The 24809-nt window shown below is 69.9% G+C and carries 22 protein-coding genes and 1 pseudogene; 15 read left to right on the top strand and 8 right to left on the bottom strand.

The window, feature by feature from the left end; all coding sequences use genetic code 11:
* Positions 1–37 precede the first annotated feature (37 nt).
* Entirely contained in the window at positions 38–1333 is a 1296-nt protein-coding gene (locus J2S42_RS08415; RefSeq protein ID WP_307237124.1) for an FAD-dependent monooxygenase family protein, read from the bottom strand.
* 278 nt (positions 1334–1611) lie between these two features.
* Here J2S42_RS08415 and J2S42_RS08410 point away from each other — a divergent pair, with 278 nt between their 5' ends.
* The 4 genes from J2S42_RS08410 (at position 1612) to J2S42_RS08395 (ending at position 5662) form a co-directional block, all read left to right on the top strand.
* Complete coding sequence (locus tag J2S42_RS08410) at positions 1612–2541, top strand: hypothetical protein (protein ID WP_307237121.1); 930 nt, start codon at positions 1612–1614, stop codon at positions 2539–2541.
* Positions 2538–3554, top strand: coding sequence for a CapA family protein (locus J2S42_RS08405; protein WP_307237118.1), 1017 nt, complete (start codon positions 2538–2540; stop codon positions 3552–3554). Before J2S42_RS08410 ends, J2S42_RS08405 begins: the two co-directional genes overlap by 4 nt.
* Positions 3555–3566: 12 nt before the next feature.
* The gene (locus J2S42_RS08400) at positions 3567–4139 is read left to right on the top strand and encodes a sigma-70 family RNA polymerase sigma factor (protein ID WP_307237114.1); all 573 of its coding nucleotides are present in this window, start codon (positions 3567–3569) and stop codon (positions 4137–4139) included.
* 353 nt (positions 4140–4492) lie between these two features.
* Positions 4493–5662 (top strand): hypothetical protein, encoded by a 1170-nt coding sequence (locus tag J2S42_RS08395; RefSeq protein ID WP_307237111.1) that lies wholly within the window; start codon positions 4493–4495, stop codon positions 5660–5662.
* Between the two features lie 168 nt (positions 5663–5830).
* On the opposite strand, the gene J2S42_RS08390 is transcribed toward J2S42_RS08395, so the two are convergent.
* The gene (locus J2S42_RS08390; RefSeq protein WP_307237108.1) at positions 5831–6355 is read right to left on the bottom strand and encodes a recombinase zinc ribbon domain-containing protein; all 525 of its coding nucleotides are present in this window, start codon (positions 6353–6355) and stop codon (positions 5831–5833) included.
* A 12-nt stretch (positions 6356–6367) separates the two neighbouring features.
* Between J2S42_RS08390 and J2S42_RS08385 the strand changes: the two are divergent.
* The 3 genes and pseudogenes from J2S42_RS08385 to J2S42_RS08375 all read left to right on the top strand — a co-directional run.
* A pseudogene (locus tag J2S42_RS08385) lies at positions 6368–6501 on the top strand (IS630 family transposase); the annotation flags it as partial.
* Positions 6502–6551: 50 nt separating this feature from the next.
* Positions 6552–6779: a hypothetical protein gene (locus tag J2S42_RS08380; protein ID WP_307237105.1), complete on the top strand. Its 228-nt coding sequence runs from the start codon at positions 6552–6554 to the stop codon at positions 6777–6779.
* A 38-nt stretch (positions 6780–6817) separates the two neighbouring features.
* Positions 6818–7723, top strand: a complete 906-nt coding sequence (locus J2S42_RS08375; protein WP_307237103.1) for a hypothetical protein — start codon at positions 6818–6820, stop codon at positions 7721–7723.
* Positions 7724–8485: 762 nt separating this feature from the next.
* Here J2S42_RS08375 and J2S42_RS08370 read toward each other — a convergent pair.
* On the bottom strand, positions 8486–9310 hold the full coding sequence (locus J2S42_RS08370; protein WP_307237100.1) for a TrmH family RNA methyltransferase: 825 nt from the start codon (positions 9308–9310) through the stop codon (positions 8486–8488).
* 23 nt (positions 9311–9333) lie between these two features.
* Positions 9334–10155 (bottom strand): phytanoyl-CoA dioxygenase family protein, encoded by an 822-nt coding sequence (locus J2S42_RS08365; protein WP_307237098.1) that lies wholly within the window; start codon positions 10153–10155, stop codon positions 9334–9336.
* A 151-nt stretch (positions 10156–10306) separates the two neighbouring features.
* Between J2S42_RS08365 and J2S42_RS08360 the strand changes: the two genes are divergently transcribed.
* Together J2S42_RS08360 and J2S42_RS08355 are read left to right on the top strand one after the other, a co-directional pair.
* Entirely contained in the window at positions 10307–10801 is a 495-nt protein-coding gene (locus J2S42_RS08360) for a GyrI-like domain-containing protein (protein ID WP_307237095.1), read from the top strand.
* Between the two features lie 156 nt (positions 10802–10957).
* On the top strand, positions 10958–11653 hold the full coding sequence (locus J2S42_RS08355; protein ID WP_307237092.1) for a hypothetical protein: 696 nt from the start codon (positions 10958–10960) through the stop codon (positions 11651–11653).
* Positions 11654–11921: 268 nt separating this feature from the next.
* Here the strand turns inward: J2S42_RS08355 and J2S42_RS08350 are convergent, their stop codons facing one another.
* Positions 11922–13892: a hypothetical protein gene (locus J2S42_RS08350; protein WP_307237089.1), complete on the bottom strand. Its 1971-nt coding sequence runs from the start codon at positions 13890–13892 to the stop codon at positions 11922–11924.
* Between the two features lie 239 nt (positions 13893–14131).
* Between J2S42_RS08350 and J2S42_RS08345 the strand changes: the two genes are divergently transcribed.
* From J2S42_RS08345 to J2S42_RS08330, 4 genes are all read left to right on the top strand, one after another.
* Positions 14132–15121 carry a glycosyltransferase family 2 protein gene (locus J2S42_RS08345; protein ID WP_307237087.1) on the top strand — a complete coding sequence of 330 codons (990 nt, stop codon included), beginning with the start codon at positions 14132–14134 and terminating at the stop codon, positions 15119–15121.
* Entirely contained in the window at positions 15118–16314 is a 1197-nt protein-coding gene (locus tag J2S42_RS08340; RefSeq protein ID WP_307237085.1) for a mannosyltransferase family protein, read from the top strand. Before J2S42_RS08345 ends, J2S42_RS08340 begins: the two co-directional genes overlap by 4 nt.
* A 307-nt stretch (positions 16315–16621) precedes the next feature.
* Positions 16622–17641 carry an NAD(P)-dependent alcohol dehydrogenase gene (locus tag J2S42_RS08335; protein ID WP_307237083.1) on the top strand — a complete coding sequence of 340 codons (1020 nt, stop codon included), beginning with the start codon at positions 16622–16624 and terminating at the stop codon, positions 17639–17641.
* A 7-nt stretch (positions 17642–17648) separates the two neighbouring features.
* Positions 17649–18080, top strand: a complete 432-nt coding sequence (locus tag J2S42_RS08330; protein WP_307237082.1) for a MerR family transcriptional regulator — start codon at positions 17649–17651, stop codon at positions 18078–18080.
* Positions 18081–18198: 118 nt separating this feature from the next.
* On the opposite strand, the gene J2S42_RS08325 is transcribed toward J2S42_RS08330, so the two are convergent.
* Entirely contained in the window at positions 18199–20307 is a 2109-nt protein-coding gene (locus tag J2S42_RS08325) for an MMPL family transporter (protein ID WP_307237080.1), read from the bottom strand.
* A 46-nt stretch (positions 20308–20353) separates the two neighbouring features.
* Between J2S42_RS08325 and J2S42_RS08320 the strand changes: the two genes are divergently transcribed.
* Together J2S42_RS08320 and J2S42_RS08315 are read left to right on the top strand one after the other, a co-directional pair.
* Entirely contained in the window at positions 20354–20887 is a 534-nt protein-coding gene (locus tag J2S42_RS08320; protein ID WP_307237077.1) for a MarR family winged helix-turn-helix transcriptional regulator, read from the top strand.
* A gap of 82 nt (positions 20888–20969) precedes the next feature.
* On the top strand, positions 20970–22859 hold the full coding sequence (locus tag J2S42_RS08315) for an alpha/beta hydrolase (RefSeq protein WP_307237074.1): 1890 nt from the start codon (positions 20970–20972) through the stop codon (positions 22857–22859).
* Positions 22860–22998: 139 nt separating this feature from the next.
* Here J2S42_RS08315 and J2S42_RS08310 read toward each other — a convergent pair whose 3' ends face one another.
* Both J2S42_RS08310 and J2S42_RS08305 read right to left on the bottom strand, forming a co-directional pair.
* The gene (locus J2S42_RS08310; protein WP_307237071.1) at positions 22999–23823 is read right to left on the bottom strand and encodes a carbohydrate ABC transporter permease; all 825 of its coding nucleotides are present in this window, start codon (positions 23821–23823) and stop codon (positions 22999–23001) included.
* Complete coding sequence (locus tag J2S42_RS08305) at positions 23823–24809, bottom strand: carbohydrate ABC transporter permease (protein WP_307237068.1); 987 nt, start codon at positions 24807–24809, stop codon at positions 23823–23825. The genes J2S42_RS08310 and J2S42_RS08305 overlap by 1 nt, the downstream gene beginning before the upstream one ends.

Below are 24809 nucleotides of genomic sequence, written 5' to 3'. Positions count from 1 at the left end.
CATCAACGGCGGGTCGACAGCGACTCGCCGTGCGGTCTCAGCCCGCCCGGGCGACCCGGAGCAGCAGCGCGGGGGCGAAGAGACGAGCCGGTGGATCGATCAGGTTGGCGACGCGGAGGAAAGCGGCGCTGAGTACCGGGTCGGTGTGCGCGGCGCGCTGGTAGCGGCCGAGATAGGCGCCGGCGAGCCGGGTCGCCGGTGTCCGGATACCGTCGACCTCGGGGAAGCGCAGGTCGCCGCCGGTCGCCACGGACCAGGGGACGTCGATGAGCCGGGCGGCGCCGCGGAAGAACCGTCGCGCGAGGTCTCCGGTGGGTCCGGCGTGCATCAGTTCCCGCAGCAGCAACGCCTCCAGCGCGGCGACGGTCATGCCCTGGGCGTAGATGGGGTTGAAAGAGCAGAGCGCGTCACCAATCACCAGGTATCCCGCCGGGAAGCGTCGCGCGCGTTCGTAGCGGCGGCGGACGCTCTCGGGGAAACGCATCCGGGAGGGCTCGCCGACCGGCTCCGCGTGTCGCAGGATGCCGGCGAGGGCGGGGTCCGGCAGCCGGCCGGCGATCGTGAGCAGTCCCTCCTGATCGGTCGGCAGGTCGGCGTCGAGCATGGCTTGCAGGCCGAGCACGATGCGGTCGGCGTCCTCCCGGCCCGCGGCACCGCCGTAGGGCTGGCCGGGGAATGACGGGACGATGACGCCGAGCGGCGCGTCGAGCAGTGCGGGATCGTACCGGTAGCGCCGGGACACGTAGGTCATACCGATGCGCACCGTCTCCACCGGCGGCGGCGGGTAGCCGTGCTCGGCCAGCCACCGCGCGCTGTGCCCGCCGCGTCCGCCCGCGTCCACCACGATGCTCGCCGGCAGGGTCCCGTCGGCGGTGCGTACCCCGGTGATCCGGGCTCCGCCGGCCGACGCGGTCAAGCCCGAGACCGTCCGGCCGGACACGACCCGGATGCGCGGGTGGCCCGCCACCCGTTGGCGTGTCAGGTGCTCCAGCAGGACCCGGCTGACGGCACCGGTGGTGTGGCCGGAGGCCGATGGCGGTAACCGGCGCCCGCTTGCGTAGTACCGCACATCCGCTTGGTCATCACCGAACGGGACTCCCTGGGCCTCCAGGTCCGCGCGGAAGCCCGGCATGATCGCTTCGAATGCGTCAAGGCCGCGAGCGAGCAGCAGGTGCGCCTGGCGATCCTGGGGGACGGCGCGGCGGGAGGCCGGCGTGTCCGGCAACGAGTCCCGGTCGAGGACCGTGACGGTGTCGAAGGTGTCGGCGAGCACGTGCGCGGTGAGAAGTCCGCCGATGCCCGCGCCGATGATCACGGCATGGTCGGTGTCCATCCGTACAGCACATCAGCCAGAGGTCAACAACGGCGCGACGACAGGTCGACGACCCGATTATTCCGTCGCCCGCCGAATGACGATCCGTTGACGATCGCGCCTATGCCGTCCCTATGACCTGTTGATTTTCGGGCTATCGCATTGCGTGTGGGTCTTTGTCGAAGACCCGTACGTCACGTCCAGGCCGGGTCACGTCGTCGTGCGGCCGGACCGAATGAGGAAAAATGCCTGAGAATCACGAATCTTTCTCTCCTGGCCGCCCGTTCGCCGATGTGCGCATGCTCATCGGCGCGGGCATGCTGCTCGTCGCGTTCGCGTATGTCACCTCCAATCATTACCTGCAGGTCGAATGGAGAACCGGCCTGCCGATACCGGTGCTGTGGGAGCCGCTCGGGGTCGCGGCCGGGGCCGCGGGCGTACCGTTGCTGTTCGCCGGCGCCGGTCTGGCCGCCGGTCGCGCGCCGCATCGGTCGTGGGCACGGTTGCTCCTGCGGACCGGCGCGCCGTACCTGATGCTCCACGCGGTGACGGTCGTGGGCACGGCGTGGGTGTTGCGCCGCTTCAGCTCGTCGTTCGCTCCGGTGGCGCTCTACGAGCCGGCGGAGATCCTGGCGGCCTTGCTGCTACCTCCACCGGAGCTTGCCGTGCCGTACACCCTCGCGGTGGTGACGGTGCTGGGACGGCTGACGTCGGCGCTGCCGGCGAATCTCGTCGTCGTCACCGCGGCCGCGATCGCGCTGGCCGGTACCGCCGTCACGCCGCAGGGCGCCGGATTCGTCGCGGCCGCGCTGCTCTACTTCGTCATCGGCCAGCGGATCCTCGTCGGCGGCCGCCGGCCCGGCAGGACGCTGGCGGTCGCCGGCGCGGGTGGGTGGCTCGCGGCGACCATGCTGGCCCCGGCCCCGATCGCGCCGCTCCTCACGCTGCTCGCCGGTCTCGCGGTAATCCCGCCGGGCGTGCTGTGCGTCGGCGTGCTGGGCGTCCGGGGTCCACTGCGGGCGGTGGGCACCCTGCCGATCCTCATCGGCGCGGCACTGGTCCCCGCGATCGCGGTGGTGAACCATGTGGCGCTGCCGCGGCTCTCGGTGATGACCGGTGGCGTACAGACGCTGCTGGCGGTGACCGGGCCGCTGCTGCTGTCCATGGCGTTCGTGGCCGGCGCCATGCTGATCCACGGGCTGATGACGCGGACGGGACGCGTGGCATGAGGCGACGCCTGACCGCGGCGCTGCTCGCCGTGCTGCTTCCCGTGACGGCCTGCACCCTCACCGGGAGTTCGGACGCGACGTGGCATCCGGCCGGGGAGGTCACGCTCGTCTTCGGCGGCGACGCGCACTTCCACGCGGAGGTCGCCGGCCTGCTCGCCTCGCCGGAGACGGTTCTCGCACCGGTGCACGCGCTCCTCGGCAGTGGTGACCTGGCCCTGATCAATCTGGAGACGCCGCTGACCAGGAGGGGACAGCGGCAGGACAAGAACTACGTGTTCCGCGCGGATCCGGTCGCAGCCACGTCGTTGCGGGCGGCCGGGATCGACGTGGTGTCGCTGGCGAACAACCACACGTACGACTGGGGGCCGGAGGGCCTGACCGACACGATCGACGCGGTGCGCGCACAGGGCGTGGGCACCACCGGAGCCGGGCGCGACGCCGCGGAGGCGTACGCGCCGTGGCGAATCACGGTGCGTGGGGTGCGGATCGCGGTGTTCGGCTTCGACCAGATCGACGAGTTGCACGGCCGGGCCGCCGCGACCGCGGACAGTCCGGGGATGGCGATGGCCACCGACGTCGCCCGGGCGAGCGCGGCGGTGTCGGCCGCGCGTGCGGACAGTGACCTGGTGGTGGTGATGCCGCACTGGGGGGTGGAGGGCAACCCGTGTCCGACGCCGGTGCAGAAGGATTTCGCGGCGCGGATGATCGAGGCGGGAGCGGACGTCATCGTCGGTGCGCACGCCCACGTGCTCCAGGGCGCGGGCCGGTCCGGCGACGTCTACGTCGCGTACGGGCTGGGGAACCTGCTCTTCTACTACCACCCGCTGTACCAGCCGTTCAGTTCCCGGTCCGGGCTGTTGCGGTTGACCGTGCACCGGCGACAGGTGACGCACGCGGAGTTCCTTCCGTTGCGCATCACCCGGACCGGTCAGCCGGAAGCGGTCACCGGGTGGCAGGCCGACGTCGCCACCGACAACTTCCGCGCGCTGCGCCGGTGCGCGGAGCTGGACTGAGCCGTGGCCAGGATGACCGCGACGGTGACGGCCGGGACCGAGAAGGCAATTGAAACGGACGAGCGGCGACAGCCGGGTGCGAGTGCGGACGCGCGGCTGGAGGACCTGTACGCCGTACACGCCGATTCGCTCTTCTGGTTTCTGCTCAGCCTTGCGAAGGGGGAGCGGCAGGTGGCCGAGGACCAGTTGCAGGAGACGATGCTCCGGGCGTGGCGGAACTTGGACGGTGTCCCGCAGGGCCGGGTGAGCCAGCGGCGATGGCTGTTCACGGTGGCGCGGCGGGTCGCGATCGACGCGGCACGCGCCCGGGCTTCCCGGCCGGCGGAAGTCGGCACGATGGACCTGACATGGGTACCGGACGAGGCAGACCCCGCAGAGGCCGTGGTGGCGGGTGAGACCATCCGGGGCGCGCTGGCCGGGATCAGTGCCGAGCATCGCACGATCCTGGTCGCGCTCTACATCCAGGGCCTGAGCATGGGTGAGGTCGCGGTCAGGCTCGGGATCGCGGAGGGAACGGTCAAGTCCCGCGCGCACTACGGCCTGCGGGCGCTACGGGCCGTCATCGGCACCGTGGAGGCCGAGTGAGTAGCTGGAGGCACCCGCGGTGCGGCGGTCCGGTGTAGTGGTCATCGCCCGATCAGGACCGGCGTCGTTGCCGCACCACACGTGCGAACGGGCCGGGCGCTGCCGGACCGGGCCGGGATGGTCGCCGGACGGCTCTACTGCAGTCACCCGGACGGCCACGACCTGCGACGTGGCCCCGTCCAGCCCGGACCACATGCTGAGCGACTCCCGGGTCTACTACGACGGCGCGACGAGCGCGGACACCGCGCCGGCCTACGGCACGGTGACCGAGGCCGAAGGGCTCAAAAGCTGGAACCCGGGCGTCGGCACCGTCGACGCGAACAACCGGGTCACGACCACCGAGTACGACCCCGATGGGCCGGATCAGCCGGGTATGGGACGCCGGCTGGACGAAAGCCGATCACCCCGATGCCCCGCAGGGCAGGTACGAGTACGTCTACGCGAGCGATCGACGCAGCTACCCGTACACCAAGACCGAGACCCTGCACGCCGGCGGCGGGTACCACGTCTCCTACGGCATCTTCGACGGTTTCCTGCGCATCCAGCAGTCCCGGACACCGGCGCAGGACGGCAGCGGCACCCGGGTCATCTCAGATACCAACTATGACGAAGCCGGCCGCACCGCCACCGTGTACGGCGCGCACGCGGAGCCGGGAAGCCCCTCGGGCGCGTACTGGTACGAGCCGCAGTGGTCGGTGCCGTCGGTGACCCGGAACGTCTACGACCGGGCCGGCCGGCTCACCGCCGCGATCTCCCTCGCCGGCGAAGGCGAGACCAACCAGGTCGAGAAGTCCCGGACCACCACCGTCTACGCCGGTGACCGGACCATGGTCACCCCTCCCCGCGGCGGGGTGGCCACCACCATCACCGATCTGCAGGGACACGTCACCGAGTTCCGCCGCCACACCACCGCGGCGGGCGTCAACGGCGCATTCTCCGCCACGTCCTACTCCTACGACCGGAAGGGACATCTCGCCAGGGTCACCGACGCCGCGGGCAACGAGTATCAAGGGCCGGGAGACCTCGCTGAAGGACCCGGACGCCGGGACCACGACCACCACCTACAACGCGTACGGAGAGGTCGAGAAGACCACCGAGCGGTAAGGCCTGGCGCCGGGAGGACTTCCCGGAGATGGGGATCGACTAGTCCTCAGGCGTCGTGTGCAGTGGCTCGGGAAGCCATCCCGGATGGGGATGGCTTCCCGTCTCTTCCAGGAGTCGCGTCCACCCTGCTCGGCACCGGCGTACGCCGCGAGGAACCGGTCAACCTCGACCTGGAGCGGCTCGCGCCGCACGCCCCCGACGCGCTGCGCACGGCGAAGAAGGCGATGATCGGCGGCGTCAACGGCAAGGGCGGCACCAGCCGCACCCTGTTCAGACGAGATTCTGGACCGGGTGCGGCCAAACCTCTGAACCTGAGTTCGGCTGGCAGTATCTATCCAAGAGGGCCCGTCCTCCGCGATTCGGCGCCACCCTGCCAACACCCTTTCCGCAAATCGCAGACGGACGAACAAATGTCGTGACCGTGTCCGGTCGTAACTTGCGTGGCAATGCCGACCTCGGTCCTTGGGCGAGGTCAGCTGCAAAGTGGTAAGCGGGTTCAATGACCGCCCGCCAACTCGATCCACGTCGACCACGCATCGAGCGCCGGCGTGTGTGTTGCGAGTCGGACACGTTAACCCCCACCAAGATTATTCACGTTTCGGCGGATGATTTTGGTGGGGGTTGAATGCTTTCTGGGGCAGGTCAGGTGTGACGTCTGTGGTGAAGTGCTGGTCAGTGTCTGCAGGCTTGTCCGGATCGACCGGGTGATCTCGCGGGTTGTTGACGCCGTCGAGGGTGATGCCGTCTGCCGTGCAGACGAGCGTGACGCCGTCGTTCCGTAGCCGGGTGACGAGCACCGCGGGATCACGCTCGGCGGGACCACCGACAAGCTGCGCGTACTGGGAAGCAGCGGCAGTGAGCGCGTGATCTTCGCGGATGTAGAGGTTCTTGGGCCTGCCGGATGCGGCGTCGCGGGCGCTGGCGTGACCGTGTCGACAGCGATAGCCGGCCCGGCCGTGGACCCAATGCCCGTCGGCGCGGCGGCCGCATATTCCGCAGATGATCAGTCCGGTGAGCCGGTAGCGGGCCTGATTCCCGTCATCAGGCTGGCACGGCGGATCGTCCTGGCCGGCACGCGTACCCGGCACGAGTCCGGCAACGTGCTGCGGCACACCCCGTCAGGTCTCAACCGCGACATCCGCGACTGGATCGGAACCTGAAACGACAACCCACGGCCCTACGTCTGGACCAAAACCGCCGACAGATCCTCGAATCCATCGCCCGTTACTGCACACGCATTAACGACTCACGACACTAGACGTAAATGCTCCGGACCATGAACGGGGTAGCAACAATAGCGTCATCGACATGAATAACAACGAGATCGGCGCGGAACTGGGCCTGGCTATGCGGCCAGAATGGCGTGAGCGGGTGCCAGACGTCATCGATGTGGTGGCGGCCAACCATGGACAGCTAACGGACGCCGTACGGAACCAGCAGCCGTTGCACTTGTCCTGGAACCAGCGCGATCCGCTGTTCAGGAAGCAGCCGCATAGTGCGACACTGCCCGGCGTGCCTAACAACAAGGGTGAGTGACGATGCGTCGGGTGTACGTGAGGCGGCTTTGCCGCGCGGTGGCGGTGCTGCTGGTTGCCGCGGCGGCGTTGCCGCTGGCCGGATGCGTCGAGAAGGAGAAGGAGTACGTCGATAGCCTGCCGGTGATGACCGGTGGCCGCACCTATCTAATCGCCGGAGCTGACAAGGCCACACCCCGCCTGATCTCGATGGGGCCGGACGGTGAGGTCAGGCAGGAGGCGTTTGCTCTTCCTGGTTGCGTGCAGTCGCACCTAGGCGGGCTGCAGCCGTTGAATGCCACGACGTTCGGGCTGTGGACTACCTGCCGCGGAGGTGACGGGGAGCCCGCGCTGTATCGATTCGATGTCACGCCTGGTTCGGGTGCCGTGCGCCGGGACCTTGGCGCCGGCGCCAGCAAGGCGGCGTGGAGCGCTGACAACGGCCTGCTGGTGGAGGCCGTCGGAGAAGTGTGCTTCGGCATTCGGGTTACCAGCGGTGCTGGACCGAGCCGTTTCATGCTGTGGGAGGGTGACCTTCCTGCGTGGGTGGAAGAGCCGCCGCTCGAGGAACTGACGGCCGGTTATCCGTGTGGCAGTCGTCGTATCGACCTGAGGCATCTTGTGGTCAGCGCTGACGGCGCGCTTTTCGCGTTCGGCGGTGACGCTCTGATAAGCGGTGGACACAGCGGTGACCTGGTGGTGTTGCATGCCGCTACAGGTGAGGTGGCGTACCGTGCCCGCTCACTCGATCGAACGGTGTACTTGGCATTGAGTCCGGACGGTCGCCGCTTGGTCCAATCCGGTACGCGGGGCAAGGAGAGCGGAGTTTGGGTCATCGATATCACCTCCGGCGCGGAGACGCGGATCAGTGACGACATTGACCAGCCCGCCTTCACGCCGGACGGCCGATCTGTCTCGCTCACCTGCTATCCCTGCGATGACCCGCCGCGCGTCGTGACGTTCTGACAGGCAAATACGTACCCGTAGCGGCAATCAGCAATGGGTTCGGCCGACGATCGTCGGCCGAACCCGCCGGCCGCATCCATTGCTGGACCGGGCTCCGGCCTGCTTCGCCGAGCTGGCCGATCCTCACTCTTAAGGCGGTCAAGAACGACCGGCTTGTGGGATCAGCGCAGCAGGACCTCCATGCGAGTCGGGACAGTTCGACCGCTGTGTCGATGATTTGTCTGGGGCAGCGCGGGGGCGGCGCTGCTGATGCGACGGTGAGCGGCCCAGGGATTGCTGAGGAACGGATCCCTGGAATCACCGCCCCGCGCCAGACAGCTCGATCCACGTCGACCACGCATCGAGTGCCGGGGTGTCTGTTACGAGTTCGAGTCGATCCTCGGACACATGTTCTAAATGAACTTCTCAAGCCGCTGACCAGGCAGTTTATGGTCGGCGGCTTTCTCGTTCAGAGCTTCCTCTGCCTCCCGTGGGAACACGGGCCTTCAGGCAGTGCCGCACGAGGGCAGTGCCGGATGGTGCGTGACTGAGTTTGAGCCGGGTTGCCGTCATGAGCTCAGGGGAGCTGGCATGGCGACGATCGAACCGCGGAAGACGCGGAATGGAAAGGTCACCCGGTACCGGGTGGAGTGGCGTTGTGTCGGCGAACCGCGACAACGTCGGATCTAGCCGAGAAGAGCTCAGGGCTTCGCGGGGGGTCGCGTCGTGGTCGCCTTCCGGATCTCGCCTCATTGTCCGCAGCGTTGGAGGCCGTGTACGCGGCTACTGCCGGGTGGCGGCGGTCCGCTGGCGTGCCGATTCGTACAGCACGACAGACGCGGCGGTCGCCGCGTTCAGGGAGCTGGCGGACCCGAACATGGGGATCCGGACGAACTGGTCACATGCCTCGCGCCAGCCGGAGCTGAGGCCGTTGGTCTCGTTGCCGATCAACGTCAGGGTGGGTTGTGTGAAGTCGTACTCGGCGGCATCGAGGGTGCCGCGCTCATCGGCTCCGATGATGCTCATGTCGATGCCGCCGGCGCGGACGTCGGCGACCCAGGAGAGTACGGCCTGGTGGGAGGGCACCCGGACCACGGGCAGGGCGAACAGTGAGCCGGTGCTCGCCCGGACCGCCTTCGGGTCGTACACGTCGGCGGCGTGGCCGGTGACGATGACGCCGACGGCGCCGAAGGCGTCCGCCGACCGAACGAGGGTCCCGATATTGCCGGGACTGGTGGGCCGATCGAACACGACGGTGAGCATGGCCGGACCGACCGGGATACGGCGCAGGGTGTCCTCCGGCAACGCGACCACGGCCAGCAGCTCCGGAACCGTGTCTGCCTTACCGCCCAGGTCGTGCATCAGCTCACGTGAGACGGCGAAATTCTCGGCCGGGACCTTGTCCAGGGCTTCGCGTGCCCAGCCGGACAGCGGAGCGCTGGTGTCGTAGAGCAGCTCCCGGATCTGCCAGCCATGTTCGATGGCCATGGTGATCGGACGTACGCCCTGCACGAGGAACTCGCCGTGTCGCTGCCGCTTAGTCCGATTACCGAGGAGAGCTTTCCATTGCTGGAACCGCGCATTGCGGCCACTCACTCGCAGAACCATTACCGCCCCCTCCGGCCAGGCGCTCAGGAACGGACCGAGCGAGTCGCGTCGGTGCCGTCTCCGTCCGTTCCGGAGGCGTCCTGTCCGAGACCTCGACGGATCGCGATCTCCACGGGTGAGTACGTGCCGTCGGCACGCTCCAGTTCGTACGGTGCGGCCGGCATCAGCGGCGGTTGGGCCATGAAGCGGGGACGCGTTCCGTGGTGCGGTTGCGCCGCGTGCACCAGGAATGGGTGGCACAGGTAGACGTCGCCCGGAGATCCGGTCGCGAGGGCGAGCGGCCGGTGCGCGGACGCCGTCGCCAGGTCGGGTGCGAGGGTCAGTCCGCTCGCTCCGTCTTCCCCGTATTTTTCCAGCACCTTCGGTACGTCGAGGTGTGAGCCGACCCGGATCCGGGTCGGGGCGTCGTTGTCACCGATCTCGCTGAACAGGAAGAGCATCAGCAGGGCCCGGCCGCGGGAGCGCAGATTGGTGAAGTACCAGCTCTCGGCCTCCGGCAGATAGCTGCCCTCAATGTGCCAGCCCGCGTCGTCCGGCTCCTCCTCGTGCGGGAACCGCAGCGGGAAGGTGCCCAGCGAGTAACGCGGTTCCCAGCGTCCTGGCCCGGCGAGCAGGTCGTAGGCGTGATGCAGGAGGGGGGAGTTGGGAGCGGCGGCGAACGGCCCCTGCGCCATGCCGGGCACCCAGTGCACGGGCTGTGTCCACGTCGCCGGATCGTCCGGGTCGCAGCCGGTCTCCCGCCACAGCAGACTCGCGCAGTCCGCTGCCACGCGCGGCGCGACCGCGCCCTCCAGCTTCACGAAGCCGTCGCGCAGAAAGCGGGATACCAAGGTCGTGTCGTCCATGCCCCCATCGTGCGACGGTGCCGGACTCGATCACCCGACCTATTCTGCGCCGCTTCTGTCGGGTGCCCACCGATGCGCTGCAACCAAGCTGGACGTTGGAGATCGGCTCGATGATCTCGGCACTCCGGCTGACGTCGAAGGGAGCGAACCCGTGGACACCCGCATCATCGACCGTCCCCAGTTCCGGCTGGTGGGGCACGCGGCCCGCGTCCCGCTGGTCCGTCACGGTGTCAACCCGCACATCCAGCGGCACATCACCGCACTGCCGGCGGAGGAGCACCGGCGGTTGAAGGCCCTCGGTAACACTGAGCCGAGCGGCCTGCTCGCGGTCAGCGACGATCTCGACTCCGACTACGCCGAGGGCAGCGAGATGACCTACCTTCACGGGGTCGCCGTGTCCCCGGGTACGCCGATCCCCGGCAGCCTCGACGTCATCGACGTTTCGGCCGGCACATGGGTGGTCATCCGGACCACGGGGCCGCATCCGCAGACCGTGCAGAAGGCCTGGGCCACGGCCGCAGCCGCGTGGTTCCCGTCCCACCCATGGTGTCTGCGGCCAGGCCCGGAGATCGTCGCGGCGCTCGAGCGTACGAACGACTTCAGCACCGCGACCTGTGAACTCTGGCTGCCCGTCGAACCAGCGTAACGCTCCAGCGAGCATCCAGACGGCATCAGGGTCCGGCCCGGCGGCCAACGGGGTGGCCCGGTCGCGGCAACCGAGCCGGTTCACGCAATGGCCGTCAGCCGCCGCCTAGACCAACGAAAGACAGCCTGGCACCAAGAGCAGATGCGGGACGTTTGAATGAAATTCGAGTACACGCCCGGAGCCAACTACGCCGACTTCGCTAGCGGCCACGTTCTGTACTCGGCTCCCGGGCATCCGGCTTTCCCGGTACGACTCTCGTTGGAACTGTTCGAGCGCGCACGTCTCCTCACGGGAAGATCGCGCGTTGGCTTATGGGACCCACTGTGCGGAGCAGGGAGTATCGTCACGACGCTCGGGCTCGCGCGAGGCGAGGCGATCACGCAAGTCCTCGCCACCGATATCAGCGAGGCCGCAACGACCCTGGCGGCAAAGAACCTGGGACTTCTCACCGACGACGGCTTGCGACGACGAGCCCGGTTCCTCGCGGAACGTTCCGATGATCGGGCCGAGGCCGCCGCACGACTTTGCAAGCTCAGACGAGGCGTGCAGCCGATAACAACAACAGTCTCGGTCATCGACGCGACGCGTGAGGTCGATGTGCGACTGGTCGCTCTTGATGGTATCGATGTCGTCATCGCCGATCTGCCCTACGGCAGCCAGACTGTCTGGACTTCGGACGCCGGAAATCCTTCGCGACAGATGCTGGAACAGCTCAGGTTTCATCTCCAGGACCACGCCGTGATCGTGCTGTGCTCGAACCGCCGTGCGGACTTCGAGGACTTGCCAGAGTCCCTGCGCGCATTCAAGCACGGCAAACGGATCATCAAGTTCTACCGTGCAGACACCTCGTAGATCACCCAAATTTCAAGGGTACGAATCAAGTCCAGCGCATCGTGCTGAGCGTGACGTTCCCGGCGCCTGTCGTGCTGCGGGACCCGCGCAACCATCGCATCGAGGTCGTCCACATGCCATCAGCCGCACCGCGAACCGGACCTGCCCGCCCACGGACCGGCCGGGATGAGCGATCGCTACGGCCGGTCCGTGTCACAGCCCGCGGCGCGCACCCCGGCCGGTCGACCGCCGCGTCCTGCATCTCCGCACAGCGAACCGGCCCGGACGGTCACGCGCTGAGCGCCGCCACTGCGGCCCGGAGCCGCTCGCGGAGCGCGTCGTCCTGCCACGGGTAGTCCCGGAAGCCGCTGCGGACCACCCGTTCGGGCTGCTCGGCCAGCGCGGTCAGCGCCGGGATGGCGGTCACCGCACGCATCTCCACCAGCAGGTTCACCTGGATGTCCGAGGCCCGGTCGAGCAGGTCCAGCAACGGGGCCGTCAGCTCCTCGGCGGGCACGCCGAGCCGGTGCAGCGCACGGATCGCGTCGACCTGAACGTGCCAGGGCTGGTGCCGCAGCATCCGGCGAAGGTGCGGCCGGTGCTCCGGCGTGCCGATCTCCGCCGCGAGTCCCGCCCCGGCGCCGGGATGGCCACCGGCCAGCACCTCAGTCAACGTCGGCAGCGCCTCCGCCGGGTCACCGGTGGCCCGCCACAGCGCCCGCGCCACCATGATCCGCTCGTCCGCGTCGCCGGCCTGCGCCAGCCACTCACGCAACCGGGGGACAGCTGGTGCCAGCGCGGTCCCGGCCTCGCCCGCCCGCCGCAGATCCCACGCCGCTCCCCGCCCTCGCTTCGCCAGTACCGCACTGACCAGCGCCTCAGTCTCCCCGGTCAGCCGCCACACCGCGTGCCCGGCCCGAAGATCACCACCAAGAGCACGATCCTTCAGCATGGATACGGCCGAGAGCGCCGACGGCCCGATCGACGCCAGTGCGTCCGCCGCGACCCCGAAGGCCCGCTCATATGCCGCGATGATCTCCGGCACCGCGTCCGCTGCCGCTGGTCCCCAGCCGCCGAGCAGTTGCACCAGGCCTACCTGCGGCGCGGCGGCCCACTTCCCGGCTTCCGGTTCTCCGGCGAGCATGCGCAACCGCCGCCGGACCGCATGCAGGATCTCCGCGTCGTACGGCGGGCTGATGTCGCCGAACAGCGTGGTCACCTGCGGATCACGGCCGCGCTCCCACGCCGACACCAGCAGCCCGGACCAGCGCGGATCCCGCAACCGGATCAGCAGGCCCAGCGCCTCGTCCGGCGCATCGCCTACCGGGTCGGCGGCCAGCGTGGCCAGGGCGTCGGCGAGCACGGCGCAGGCGGTGCCCGCCGCGAGCGCCGCGTCGACGGCCGCGGACCGGACGTCCTGCTCCGGGTCGGCCAGCAGCGGCGCGAGCCGGCCGGCCAGCGCGGACGCCGCTGCGCGCGAGGAGCGGAAACGGTCGGCCAGCCCATGGGCGAGATCGCGGCGGGCCGGGCCGGTCGTCAACGCGTCGGTAAGCGTGGTCAGCCCGTCGAGGTCGAGGAACCGGGTCAGGTCGCCCGGCCGTCCGGAGACGGTGTCGGACCAGGGGCCCTGCCAGGTGGCGGTGGTGGCGTACACGCGGGTCAGCTGGTCCGCGGTGAGCGGATGCCGGGCGCGGGCGAGCAGCACGGCGGCCGCCGCCGGGACCGGGAACGGCTCGGTCAGCGCGTCCCGCAGCAACCCGGGTGGGTGGGGAGCCGTGCCGAGCAGCAGCGACGCGCGCACGACCGGGACGGTCTCCGAAGCCCGGCGGGCGGCCAGCGCGGGTACGTGCCGGGAGTCCGCGTGGGCGAGCGCGTAGGCGGCTGCCTCCCGTACCCCCGGATCTGGATCGTCAAGTGCGGGCAGCAGCAGCCCACTGAGCCGCGCGACGGCCGCGTGCACCGCACGCTGCTCGCCGTTGGTCTGCTGCGGGTCGCAGAGCGCGCCGACCGTCCGCAGCAGGTGATCGCGCTGGTGGACGCCCGGCCGCACGGCCAGCTCGATCAGAAACGGCACGGCCTGCACGGTCGCCGCGTAGACCGTTCCCTGATGATGCAGAGACGAGTAGAACTCGAACCGCCCGTCGTCGGCCACCTCGGGATCCTCCGACGCGATCGCGGCCAGGATGCCCGGCGTCTCGGTCGCCGGCCCGTAGGCGCCGTCGAAGGCCGCCCAGTCGATCGTGTCCCACGCATTTCCCACGACCGGGATGCTAGTTCGGCGAGCAGTAACGAGGCGGGCGGCTGTATGGCAGATCGGTGTCCAAGAACATCTATTCCGCTCGGCTGCGAGAGTGACACGGGCGGCTACGACAAGTGTGCGGCCACGGTGTCGGCTGCTCTACGGCCGGGGCACGACGATCTCCGGACGTCCCACCGGCCCGAGCCGGTTCACCGGCCATGCTTATCCGGCGCTTATGAGGGCTTCGACACTCTGTCCCGGTGACGATCGACGAGGGATACGGCGGGATGTACCCGAGACTGTCAGTGGTGGTCCCCGTATTCAACGAGGAGGACGTGCTGCCGCTGTTCGCCGAGCGGCTACGCCCGGTGCTCGACGGGCTGCTCGTGACGTACGAGGTGGTGGCCGTCGACGACGGCAGCCGGGACGCGACACCGGTGGTGCTGGAGACGATGCGCCGCAGGTGGCCGCAGCTGCGGATCGTCCGGCTGCGCCGCAACGCCGGGCATCAGAACGCCCTCACCGCCGGCCTGCACCGGGCACGCGGTGAGTACGTGGTGAGCATCGACGTCGACCTGCAGGACCCGCCCGAGGTCATCGCCCGGATGCTCGCCGCGGCCGAGGGTGGAGGGCTCGACGTCGTCTACGGCGTACGCGCCGATCGCGGCACCGACAGCCTGTTCAAGCGCTGGACCGCCGAGTCGTACTACCGGCTGATGCGGCGGCTGACCGGCACCGCCGTGCCGCACAACGCCGGTGACTTCCGGATGCTCAGCCGCAACGCCGTGAACGCCCTGCTGGACCTGCCGGAGGACCGGCCGGTCTACCGGCTGCTCGTTCCGTGGCTGGGCCTGCCGAGCGGCGAGGTGCCGTACGCCCGTGCGGAGCGCGCCGCCGGCCGGTCCAAGTATCCGCTGGCCAAGATGGTCCGGCTGGCGTTCGACAGCATCACCGGGTTCTCGGCCGCGCCACTGCGGGTCGCGACCTGGCTGGGCTGCGTGGGCATCGCGCTCTGCTTCGTCATGGGCGGGGCGGTCCTGGCCGCCTACCTGTGGGGGAATGTCGTGCCGGGCTGGACGTCGATGTTCGTGGCGCTGGTGTTCCTCGGCGCGCTGCAACTGTTGTGCCTCGGGCTGCTCGGCGAGTACGTGGCGCGCGTGTTCACATCGATGCAGAACCGCCCGGCGTACGTCGTGACCTTCGACTCCGCCGCCCCGAGCAGCCGCCGGCCGGTCCGGGTGCCGTCGTGACCGCGACGATCACCGAGGAACTCGCCGCACCGTCCGAGTCCGTCACGCCGGTCCACCGGCCGTGGCGCACGGCGCTGCTGACCGCGTTCGCGGTGTGGTCCGCCGCGGTCGCCGTCCGCCTCCCGGTGAGCGCGCTGGCGTGGCTGACCTACCGGGCCGGCACCCCGGCCCCGGCACTGTCGTCGATCCTGCTGGACTGGAACCGCTGGGATGCCGGCCACTACGTCGCGATCGCCCAGCACGGCTACCACCTCGGGCCGGGCTTCCCGGCGTTCTTCCCGCTCTACCCCATCCTGATCCGCGTCCTCGACCCGGTGCTGCCGGGAGACGCCGTGATCAGCGCCCTGGTGGTGGCGAACACCGCCGCGTACGGCGCCCTGGTCATGCTGCACCGGCTGGCCGACCACGAGTTCGGGCCGCGGGTCGCGCAGCGCGCCGCCTGGTACCTGGCCTTCTTCCCGATGGGCTTCTTCCTGTCCCTGGGCTACAACGAGTCGTTGTTCATGCTGCTGGCGATCGGAGCCCTCTACGCGGGCCGGCGCGGGCACTGGTGGCTGGCCGGAACGCTGGGCGCGCTGTCCTCGGCCACCCGGCTGTTCGGCCTGCTGCTGATCCTCCCGCTGGCCGTCGAGTACCTGCGGCAGATCGGCTGGCGGCCACGCGCGATCCGGCTCGACGTGCTGTCGCTGGCCATGGTGCCGCTCGGGGTGGCCGCGTACAGCGTCTACTGCCTGATCGAGCTGGGCGATCCGCTGCAGTTCAGCATCGCCCAGGACCAGTGGGGCCGCCGCTACACCCTGCCGGGCGGGGCGTGGCTCACATCGGTCGGGCAGATCGCCGGGCACGGGCCCCTCGACCCGGTCACCCTGGGCGCGGTGCTGGAGGCCGGCACCGTCCTGCTCGCGGTGATCCTGCTGATCCTGTCCGTGCGAGGACCGTTCCGGTTCCGGCGCGACCAGGCATACCTGGTGGTGCAGGCCGGCATCACACTCGTCATGCTGACGTCGACCGAGGTCGGGGGCCGGGCGATGCAGTCGTCGGCGCGCTACGTCATGGAGGCGGTGGCGATCTTCCTCGTCCTGGCGCGGATGGGCGCGGATCAGACGGTCGACCGCACCGTGCTGGTGACCGGTACCGCCCTGCAGGCCGTGTTCCTCGCCGTCTTCATGGCCGGTACGTTCCTGGTGGCCTGACATGGGCGCGGTGCCGCGTGCCGACGCCGTCATCGCGGGACCGGGGAGCGCGGCGCCTGGCTCTCCGGCGGCAAGCGTCAGCGGATCGTACTCGAGGAGCCGGTCTCCCACCTCGACGCCGAGACCGAGCGCGTCCTGGCCGGCGCCATGTCCGGCGTCATCGCACGGCCGGTGCTGGCCCCGCCAGGTCCGGCCGACGGTGTCCCGGCAGAACCGCGACGACGATCTGGAGCACCGAGGTGCGGGGGCCAGCGCTGGACGTAGCGCGGTTGCGTTCGAGTGCGCTCTAACGGATAGCGTGCGATTCATGCGTGAAACGACTGGAATGGCGCTGCTCAGCCCCGGTGGCGTGTGGGCGCCGTTCACCTTCGGGCGTCGCGACCTGCGCCCGGACGACATCGCGGTCCGGGTCACCTGGTGCGGAGTCTGCCACACGGACCTGCACGCGGCGCAAGGGCTGGCCGAGGGGGCGCCGCCGCTGGTGCCCGGGCACGAGTTCGTGGGCGAGGTCGCCGCCGTCGGCACCGACGTGACCGCGTTCCGGGTGGGCGATCCGGTCGCGGTCGGCGGCATCGTGGACAGTTGCGGCGTGTGCGCGGCCTGCCGCGCCGGCGAGGAGGTCTTCTGCGCCGAATACCCGGCCGAGACCTACGGCGGCGGCACGCACGGCGGATACGCCAGGGAGTACGTGCTCCGGGCGTCCTTCGCGTATCCGCTGCCGGCCGGTCTCGACCCGGCGGGCGCGGCCCCGCTGATGTGCGCGGGCATCAGCACGTTCGCGCCGCTGCGTCATTGGGGGGTCGGGCCCGGGCAGCGCGTCGGCGTGGTGGGACTCGGCGGGCTCGGGCACCTCGCGGTCAAGTTCGCCACGGCGCTGGGCGCGGCCGTGACCGTGTTCACCACGTCACCGGGCAAGGAGGAGGCCGCGCGCGAGTTGGGCGCGGCCGGCGTGGTGCCCTCCACCAGCCCGGAGGCGATGGCGGAGCAGGCGGGCCGGTTCGACTTCATCCTCGACACGGTGCCGGTCAAGCACGACCCGACGCCGTACCTGCGGGCACTGCGGATCGACGGCACGCTGTGCATGCTGGGCATCCCGGACCGCTACGAGCCGGAGCCGCTGGCGATGGCGTTCGGCCGCAAGCGGCTCACCGCGTCCGCCGGCGGAGGCCGGGCGCGTACTCGTGAGATGCTGGCGTTCGCCGCCCGTCACGGGATCACCGCCGACGTGGAGAAGGTGCCGGCCCGCGAGGTCGGCACCGCGCTGGACCGGCTTGCCCGTAACGATGTGCGCTGGCGCTTCGTGCTGGACCTCACCGACCTGGGATGATCTCGTGATGCCGTCGGAAACCGACACGCTCGGCATTCGTGAGCTCGCCGAGTTCACCGGGCTGACCGCGCACACCCTGCGCTGGTACGAACGCGAGGGCCTGCTCTCGGGGGTCGGCCGTACCGCGGACGGCCGCCGGCGCTACGGCCCGGCGGCAGTGCGGGCGGTGCGGCTGGTTCAGGCCTTGCGCCGCACCGGCATGCCGGTCGCCGAGATTCGTACCTTCGTGAGCTTCGGTCCGGGCACGCCGGCCAACACCCGCCGGCGCATCGAGGTGCTGCGTCGGCAGGAGCGCGAACTCCACCGCCGCCTGGCCGAGTTGCACGGCGACCTCGAGGTGCTGCGCGCCAAGATCGACGACTATCACGACATCATCGCGTCCGGCCGGGACTGCGAGTCCGACGTCTTGACGGACTTTCCGCATGCCCGGGGCCTCTGAGGCCACCCACCACACCGAAACCACCCAGCGACGGCTCGTTGAGCACCCGGCCTGTTCCTGATCGAAGGCGCGAGATACGGCTTTCAGGTCAACCCCGCCGTGATGATCGTGCGGGACGTCAGGCGACAGGCGCAGCGGAATCACGCAGTTCTGTGGCCTCGCCGGATGACTCCGGCCCCCGGTGGGCGGGCCGTGCGGGCCACCAGAAACGTTCGCCCAGCAGCAGGGCGATTGCGGGCACGACCAGCGTGCGCACCAGCAGGGTGTCGAGCAGGACACCGATGGCGACGATGACTCCGATCTGCGTGAGCACGATGACGGGAAGGACGCCGAGCACGGTGAACACGGCGGCGAGCAGGATGCCGGCCGAGGTGATGACGCCGCCGGTCGCGCCGAGCGCGTGGACCATGGCCGTACGCGTGTCACCGCGCGCGGCGGTCTCTTCCCGGGCCCGGGTGACCAGGAAGATGTTGTAGTCGACGCCGAGGGCCACCAGGAACAGGAAGCTCAGCAGCGGCACTCCCGCGTCGAGCGCGCGCATGTCGAGCCCGTGGGTGAGCAGGAGGGTGGCCGCGCCGAGGCTGGCGGCGTAGCTGACGATCACCGTCAGCAGGAGCAGCACCGGGGCGAGCAGCGAGCGCAGCAGCACCATCAGTACGAGCAGCACCACGGCCATCACCAGCGGCACGATCACCTTGTCGTCGCGAATGTTGGCGTCCCGCTGATCGAGGTCGGCCGCCGAGGCGCCACCGACGAGGGCTTCGGCGCCAGGGATGCCGGCCAGAGTGGCGCGGATGTCGCGTACGGCCTGGTCGGCCTCGGCGGTGCCGGGCCCGGCGGTCAGCTCGACCGAGACCTGCGTGAGCCGGCCGTCATCCGAGGTTTCGGGCCGGCCGACGGACGCCACGCCCGGCACGGCGGCGATGCTCGCCTTGGCTACGTCGGCGGTGGCGCTCGTGCTGATGACGGTGAGCGGTTGTGAGCTACCGGCGGGGAAATGCCGGGCGAGGGCGTCCTGAGCGGTGACTGATTCGACCGTGGTGCGGAACTGCTCGGTCTGTGACAGCCCGATTTTCGTCGTCGTCAGCCCGGCGGCGAGGCCGCCCAGCATCAGTAGCGCGACCACCAGCACCGCGGTGGGCCGCCGGCCGACGCTGCGCGCGGTGCGCGCCCACCAGCCGGTGTCGCTCGGCTCGGCTGAACCTGTCTGTGGCACCACCGGCCAGAAGACCCCGCGCGGCAGACAGGCCAGCACGGCTGGGAGCACGATCAGGCCGAACAGCAGCGCCACGGCGACCCCGAGGGCGGCGGAGATGCCGAGCGTACGGTTGCTGGTCAGGACCGCGGCGAGCAGGGTGAGCAGGGCGAGGATCACCGTGGCGGCACTTCCGGTGATCGCCGGCGCGGCTGCCCGCAGGGCGTTGGTCATGGCGACGCGCCGATGCGGGGTTCGGCGTAGCTCCTCGCGGTAGCGGGAGATCAGTAGCAGCGCGTAGTCGGTGCCGGCACCGAACACGAGGACGGACACGATACCGCTGACCGAGGCGTCGGTGCGTTCGCCGACCAGGCGAGCGATCCAGGGCAGCAGCTTGGCGACCACCTGGTCGGCGACGCCGATGACCAGAAGCGGAGCGATCCAGAGAATCGGGCTGCGGTAGGTGACCAGCAACAGGAGGGCGACGACGCCCGCGGTCGTCAGCAGCAGGGTGACGTCGGCGCCGTCGAATGCGGCAGCGATGTCGCGGCTGAACGCCGGGCCACCGGTGACCTGCGCCGTCAGTCCGGCCGGCAGTCCGTCGCGCACGGTGGCGCGGATGCCGTCGACCGTGGTCGCCTGCGTGTCGTCGTCGAGGTCGCCGGGCACCGGGACGATCAGCAGGGCTGCCTGTTGGTCGCGGGAGACCGTCGGTGGCGGCACGATCCCGCCCGGCGCCCGGGCGGCGAGTGCCTTCGCTGCGGTGGCGATCGCGTCCTTGTCGGCCGTGCTCAGTGCCGCGTCGCGGCGTTCGTAGACGACGACGGCGGCATCGGTGCGGCCGCTGGGGAAACGGTCCGCCAGCTCGGTCACCCGGGTCGACTGTTTGCCGGCGGGTAGCCCGTCGGTCGGCTCGGCCGCCGGCTGGGCCGGCGATGTGAGCCATACCAGCGCGGTCAGCGCGACGGCGGCCACGACGATAACCAGAGCGCCGATCCTGCTGGTGACGGCGGCTGCCCAGCGAGCACCCATGATAGATCCTTCGTTTGCCGAAATATTCGTCAAACGAAACGATAGAATGTGTGATGTGACGACGCAACCTTCTCCCCATGCCGAGCGTGTCGAGCTCGTCGAGGACCTCATCGACGCGTTGCGCCTGTTCACCGTCGAGAGCGACGTGTTCGTCGACGTGTTCGCCCGCGCTCACGGCCTCGGTCGCAACGACCTGAACGCGATCATGTGGATCAGTCAGGGCACCCGCAGCGGACATCCGATAACCTCGGGCGAACTGGCGACCAGGCTCGGCCTCGGCGCGCCCTCGACCAGCGGGCTGGTGGACCGGCTGGAGAACGCCGGCCACGTACGCCGCGTACGTGACCCGCGTGACCGTCGCAAAGTCACCATTGTCATGCAGCCCCAGGCCATGCAGCTCGCGACCGACTTCTTCGTCCCGCTCGGGCGGCTGATGCACGATACGGTCGCGGATGTCGACGGCGAAGACCTGCGCCGGGTGACCGACGTGGTCCGGCGCATGATCACCGCCGTCGAAGGCGCCCGCAGCGCCGTCCAAGCGTCGTCGGCCGGCCCAGCGGTCGCGCAACGGCAGCGTTGAAATTCGGACTCCGCTCGTGGTTAGGGTGATCACCCGGCGGTGACGGTGCGATGCCGGACCATATGAGCGAAGGGTGCGCGGGATGCGGTTCGTCAAGGCGATCGTCGCGGGGTTGTGCGCCGGGGTGCTGACAGCCGTGCCCTCGCAAGCCTCCTCTTCCGGTCCCGACCCGGCCGTGCCGGGCCCCTATGCGACGGTCGCGGGTGAATACGACCTGCCGCCGGTCGTGCTGCCGGAACTGGACGAGCCGGTGGAGATGCGCGCGAAGGTGGTCGCCCCGCGCGGGGTCACCGGGCCGGCCCCGCTGGTCGTGCTCGTGCACGGCTTCTTCCCTACGTGCTACGGCGACGGCAGCGTGCTTCAGCTGTGGCCGTGCCCCGAAGGCTCCTCGGAGCTGATGAGCTACCGCGGGTACGAGGCCATTGCGCAGCAGCTGGCGTCGTGGGGTTACGTCACCGTGTCGCTGTCCGCCAACGGCGTGACCAACCAGGCCATCGACCTCCTCGTCGACGAGCGAACCCGTGCCGCCCTGATCAGACTGCACCTGTCCCGGTGGGCCGACTGGTCGGGCGCGGGTCGCGACCAGTCGCCCGAGGCGGTCCGTGCCGCGCCGCCGGCCGACCTCTCCCGGGTCCTGCTGATCGGTCACTCCCGAGGCGGGGACGCCGCCAACCGTGCCGCCATGGACAGCATCGTGGCCCCGCCGGACGAGCTGGACAACGCGCCCGTACCGGTGCGGTGGCGGATCCGCGGGACGATCCTGCTCGGTGCCACCGCCGTCGGCCGTAACCCGGTGGCCGACGTACCGTCGCTGAGCATCCTGCCCGAGTGCGACGGTGACGCCAAGGATCTCGCGTCGCAGGTGTACGTGGACGGGACACGCGACGTCGGCGCGGGAGTCGCCCTGCACAGTGCGGTCTTCCTGCCCGGAGCCAACCACAACTTCTTCAACTCGGAGTGGACGCCCGGCGAGTCGGCCGGTCCGGGGGCGGACGATGTCACCGACACCACCGACCCGCGGTGCTCGGCCGGGTCGCCGCATCGCATGACCGCGGCGGAGCAGCGTGCGGCGGCGGCCGCCTCCTTCGTGGCCGCGGCCCGGCTCTTCCTCGACGGCGACGACCGGATGCGCCCGTTCCTGGACGGTACGGCCCCCGGGGCTCCGGCCCGCAGCCACGCGCTCGGCGGCTCCCGGGCTCCGCTGGTGATTCCGGCCGCGGATCTGAGCGTGACCGGGGACGGCTCGCTGTGCCGGCTGAGCGCGTGCGGGCTCGTGAACTCCCCGCACGTGCTGTCCGGCGCCGATCCGGGCCGGTTCGGCGTATCCGTCTCGTGGTCCTCCCCGGGCCGTCCGGTGATCCTCCGCCCGGCGCACCCGTCCGTGATCGACGGCGCGACCGCGCTGACGATGCGGGTCGTCGTGCCGCCGAATTCCATCGGCACGACCTTCGACGTGGCGGTCAGCGATCGTGCCGGACGGCGTTCGACACTCGGCCGGGTCCAGCTGAACGGACTGCCCGGCACCGAGTTGACCAAGTCGGCCTGGGCGCAGGAGGTGCGCGTGCCGCTGACTCCGGCGGTCGACCGCCGTGGCATCACCTCCCTGGAACTGGTGCCCCGCAACGCCGACGGCCGGCTCTGGCTGCTCGACGCCTGGGGCTGGCGGCCGGGCATCCCCGATCCGGGCACGCCCACCGCACTCCGGGTCGATCTGCAGGACGCCAACGGCTCGGTGGAAGCGGGACAGCTCACCGTCCCGGCACGGGTGGCCGGCACGGGCGTCGGCGTCGTGTTCGTGACCGCCTCGGGGCCGAACGCCACCCGCACCTCCCATGCGGTGACCGTGCGGCCCGGCGACTCGTCGATCGTGGTGCCGATAGAAGGGCTGGTCGCCGGCAAGTACACGATCACCGCCGTCCCGCTCCGCAACGTCGTCGTCGGGGACTACAAGAGCGTCGTCCGGATGTCGTAGCCGTCTCGCGCCTACAGGTCCGCCACGATCCGGCTCCTGGCGGCCGTGCTGGTGGCGGCCCGCATGGCGGGGGAGGGCGCCGGATTCTCTGCGGTCTCACCCGTGAGCCGCCGGGCTCGTCCAGCGGGCCCGGCGGGGTTCACCCCTTGACCGCGCCGGTGAGCCCGCCGACGATGCGGCGCTCGAAGAGGCTGAAGAAGACCAGTGCCGGGATCATCGACAGCGAGGTGAAGGCCAGTACCTTCGCGGTGTCCACGGAATACTGCGAGGAGAAGGCCTGCACGCCCAGCGGCAGCGTGAAGCCGTCCTGGTCGTTGAGGATGAACAACGGCAGCAGATAGCTGTTCCAGCTGCCGATGAACGCGAGGATCCCGGTGGTGATCAGGCCGGGCACCGAGAGCGGGAGCACCATCCGCCACAGGAAGCCCAGCCGGCTGCACCGGTCGATGGCGGCGGCCTCCTCGATCTCCTTCGGGATCGCCTGGAGGAACGGGACCAGGATGATGATCGTCGTGGGCAGGCCGAAGGCGATCTGCGGCAGGATGACGCCGGGCAGCGTGTTCACCAGCCCGAGGTTCTTCACCAGGATGTAGAGGGGCGTGATGGCGACCGTCGCGGGAAACATCAGCCCGGCGGCGAACAGGGCGTACATCGCTGCCCGGCCGCGGAACCGGTAGCGGGCCAGGACGTAACTGGCCATCACGCCGAGCACGACGACGCCGACGGTGGTGGCGAGCGCGGCGATCGTCGAGTTGCCGACCTGGCGCCAGAAGGTGTCGCCGGTCAGCACGTCGGTGTAATTGCTGAGCACCCACGGGTCGGGAAAGCCGGCCGGGTCGGTGGTGATCTGCGAGTTGGTCCGGAACCCGCCGATGATGATGTAGAGCACCGGCCCGAGCATGACGCCGATCAGCATCAGCGCGGCGGCGTAGACGATGGGGTTGCCCCAGCGGGATTGCGCCATTATCGCCCCTCGGTAAGCGCGCCCTCGGTGTCCCGGCGCAGCACGAAACGCTGGTAGAGCAGCGCGATGAGCATGGAGATGAGGAACAGTACGACCGCCACGGCGTTGCCGAACCCGTAGTTGCCCGCGTTGCGGCCCTCGACGACCATGTACGTCGCCATCGTCGAGGTGCCGGCGGTCGAGGCGACGTACTGGCCCCAGATGATGTAGACCAGGTCGAACACCTGGAGCGAGCCGATGATCGACAGGAACGCCCAGATCCGCAGGGTCGGCCCGAGCAGCGGCAGGGTGATCCGCCACTGGGTCTGCCAGTAGGAGGCGCCGTCCACCGCCGCGGCCTCGGACAGTTCCTGCGGGATGTTCTGCATGCCGGCCAGGAACAGGATCACCGCGAACCCGACGTATTTCCAGGTGAGGATCAGCATCAGGGACCAGATGGCCAGCCGCGGGTCGGCCAGCCAGTCCGCGGCGAACCGGCCCAGCCCGATCGAGCGGAGCGCGTCGTTGACCGCGCCGGTGGTCTGCAGCATCAGGCTCCAGGCCGTGCCCACGATGACCTCGGCGATCACGTACGGCACGAAGATCAGCACCCGGATGATCGACTGGCCGCGGATCTTCTGGTTGAGCAGCAGGGCGAAGCCGAGGGCCACCGGCGCCTGGAGGACCAGCGACAGCACGACGATGACGGCGTTGTGCCACAGCGCCTCGCGGAACGCGGCGTCCTGGAGGATGGTGACGTAGTTGTCGAGGCCGACGACGTCGGTCGGCGGCCCGAAACCCTTCCACCGGTAGAAGCCGTAGTAGGCGGCCATCAGGACCGGGAAGATCACGAAGCCGACGAACATCAGGATCGCCGGACCGGACAGCAGCACGATCTCCAGCCGTTGCGCCCAGCCGATGCCGCGCCGGCGGGGACGGAGCGGGGGCGGCGCCTGCACGTCGCCGCCCCCGCTCCGTGCGCGGCCACCGGTCTCGGTGATCGTCAC

Origin of the sequence: Catenuloplanes indicus (genome assembly GCF_030813715.1) — a bacterium.
Taxonomy (GTDB): domain Bacteria; phylum Actinomycetota; class Actinomycetes; order Mycobacteriales; family Micromonosporaceae; genus Catenuloplanes; species Catenuloplanes indicus.
The sequence above is the reverse complement of the archived record's forward strand: the minus strand, read 5'-3'. Positions and strand labels throughout refer to the sequence as shown.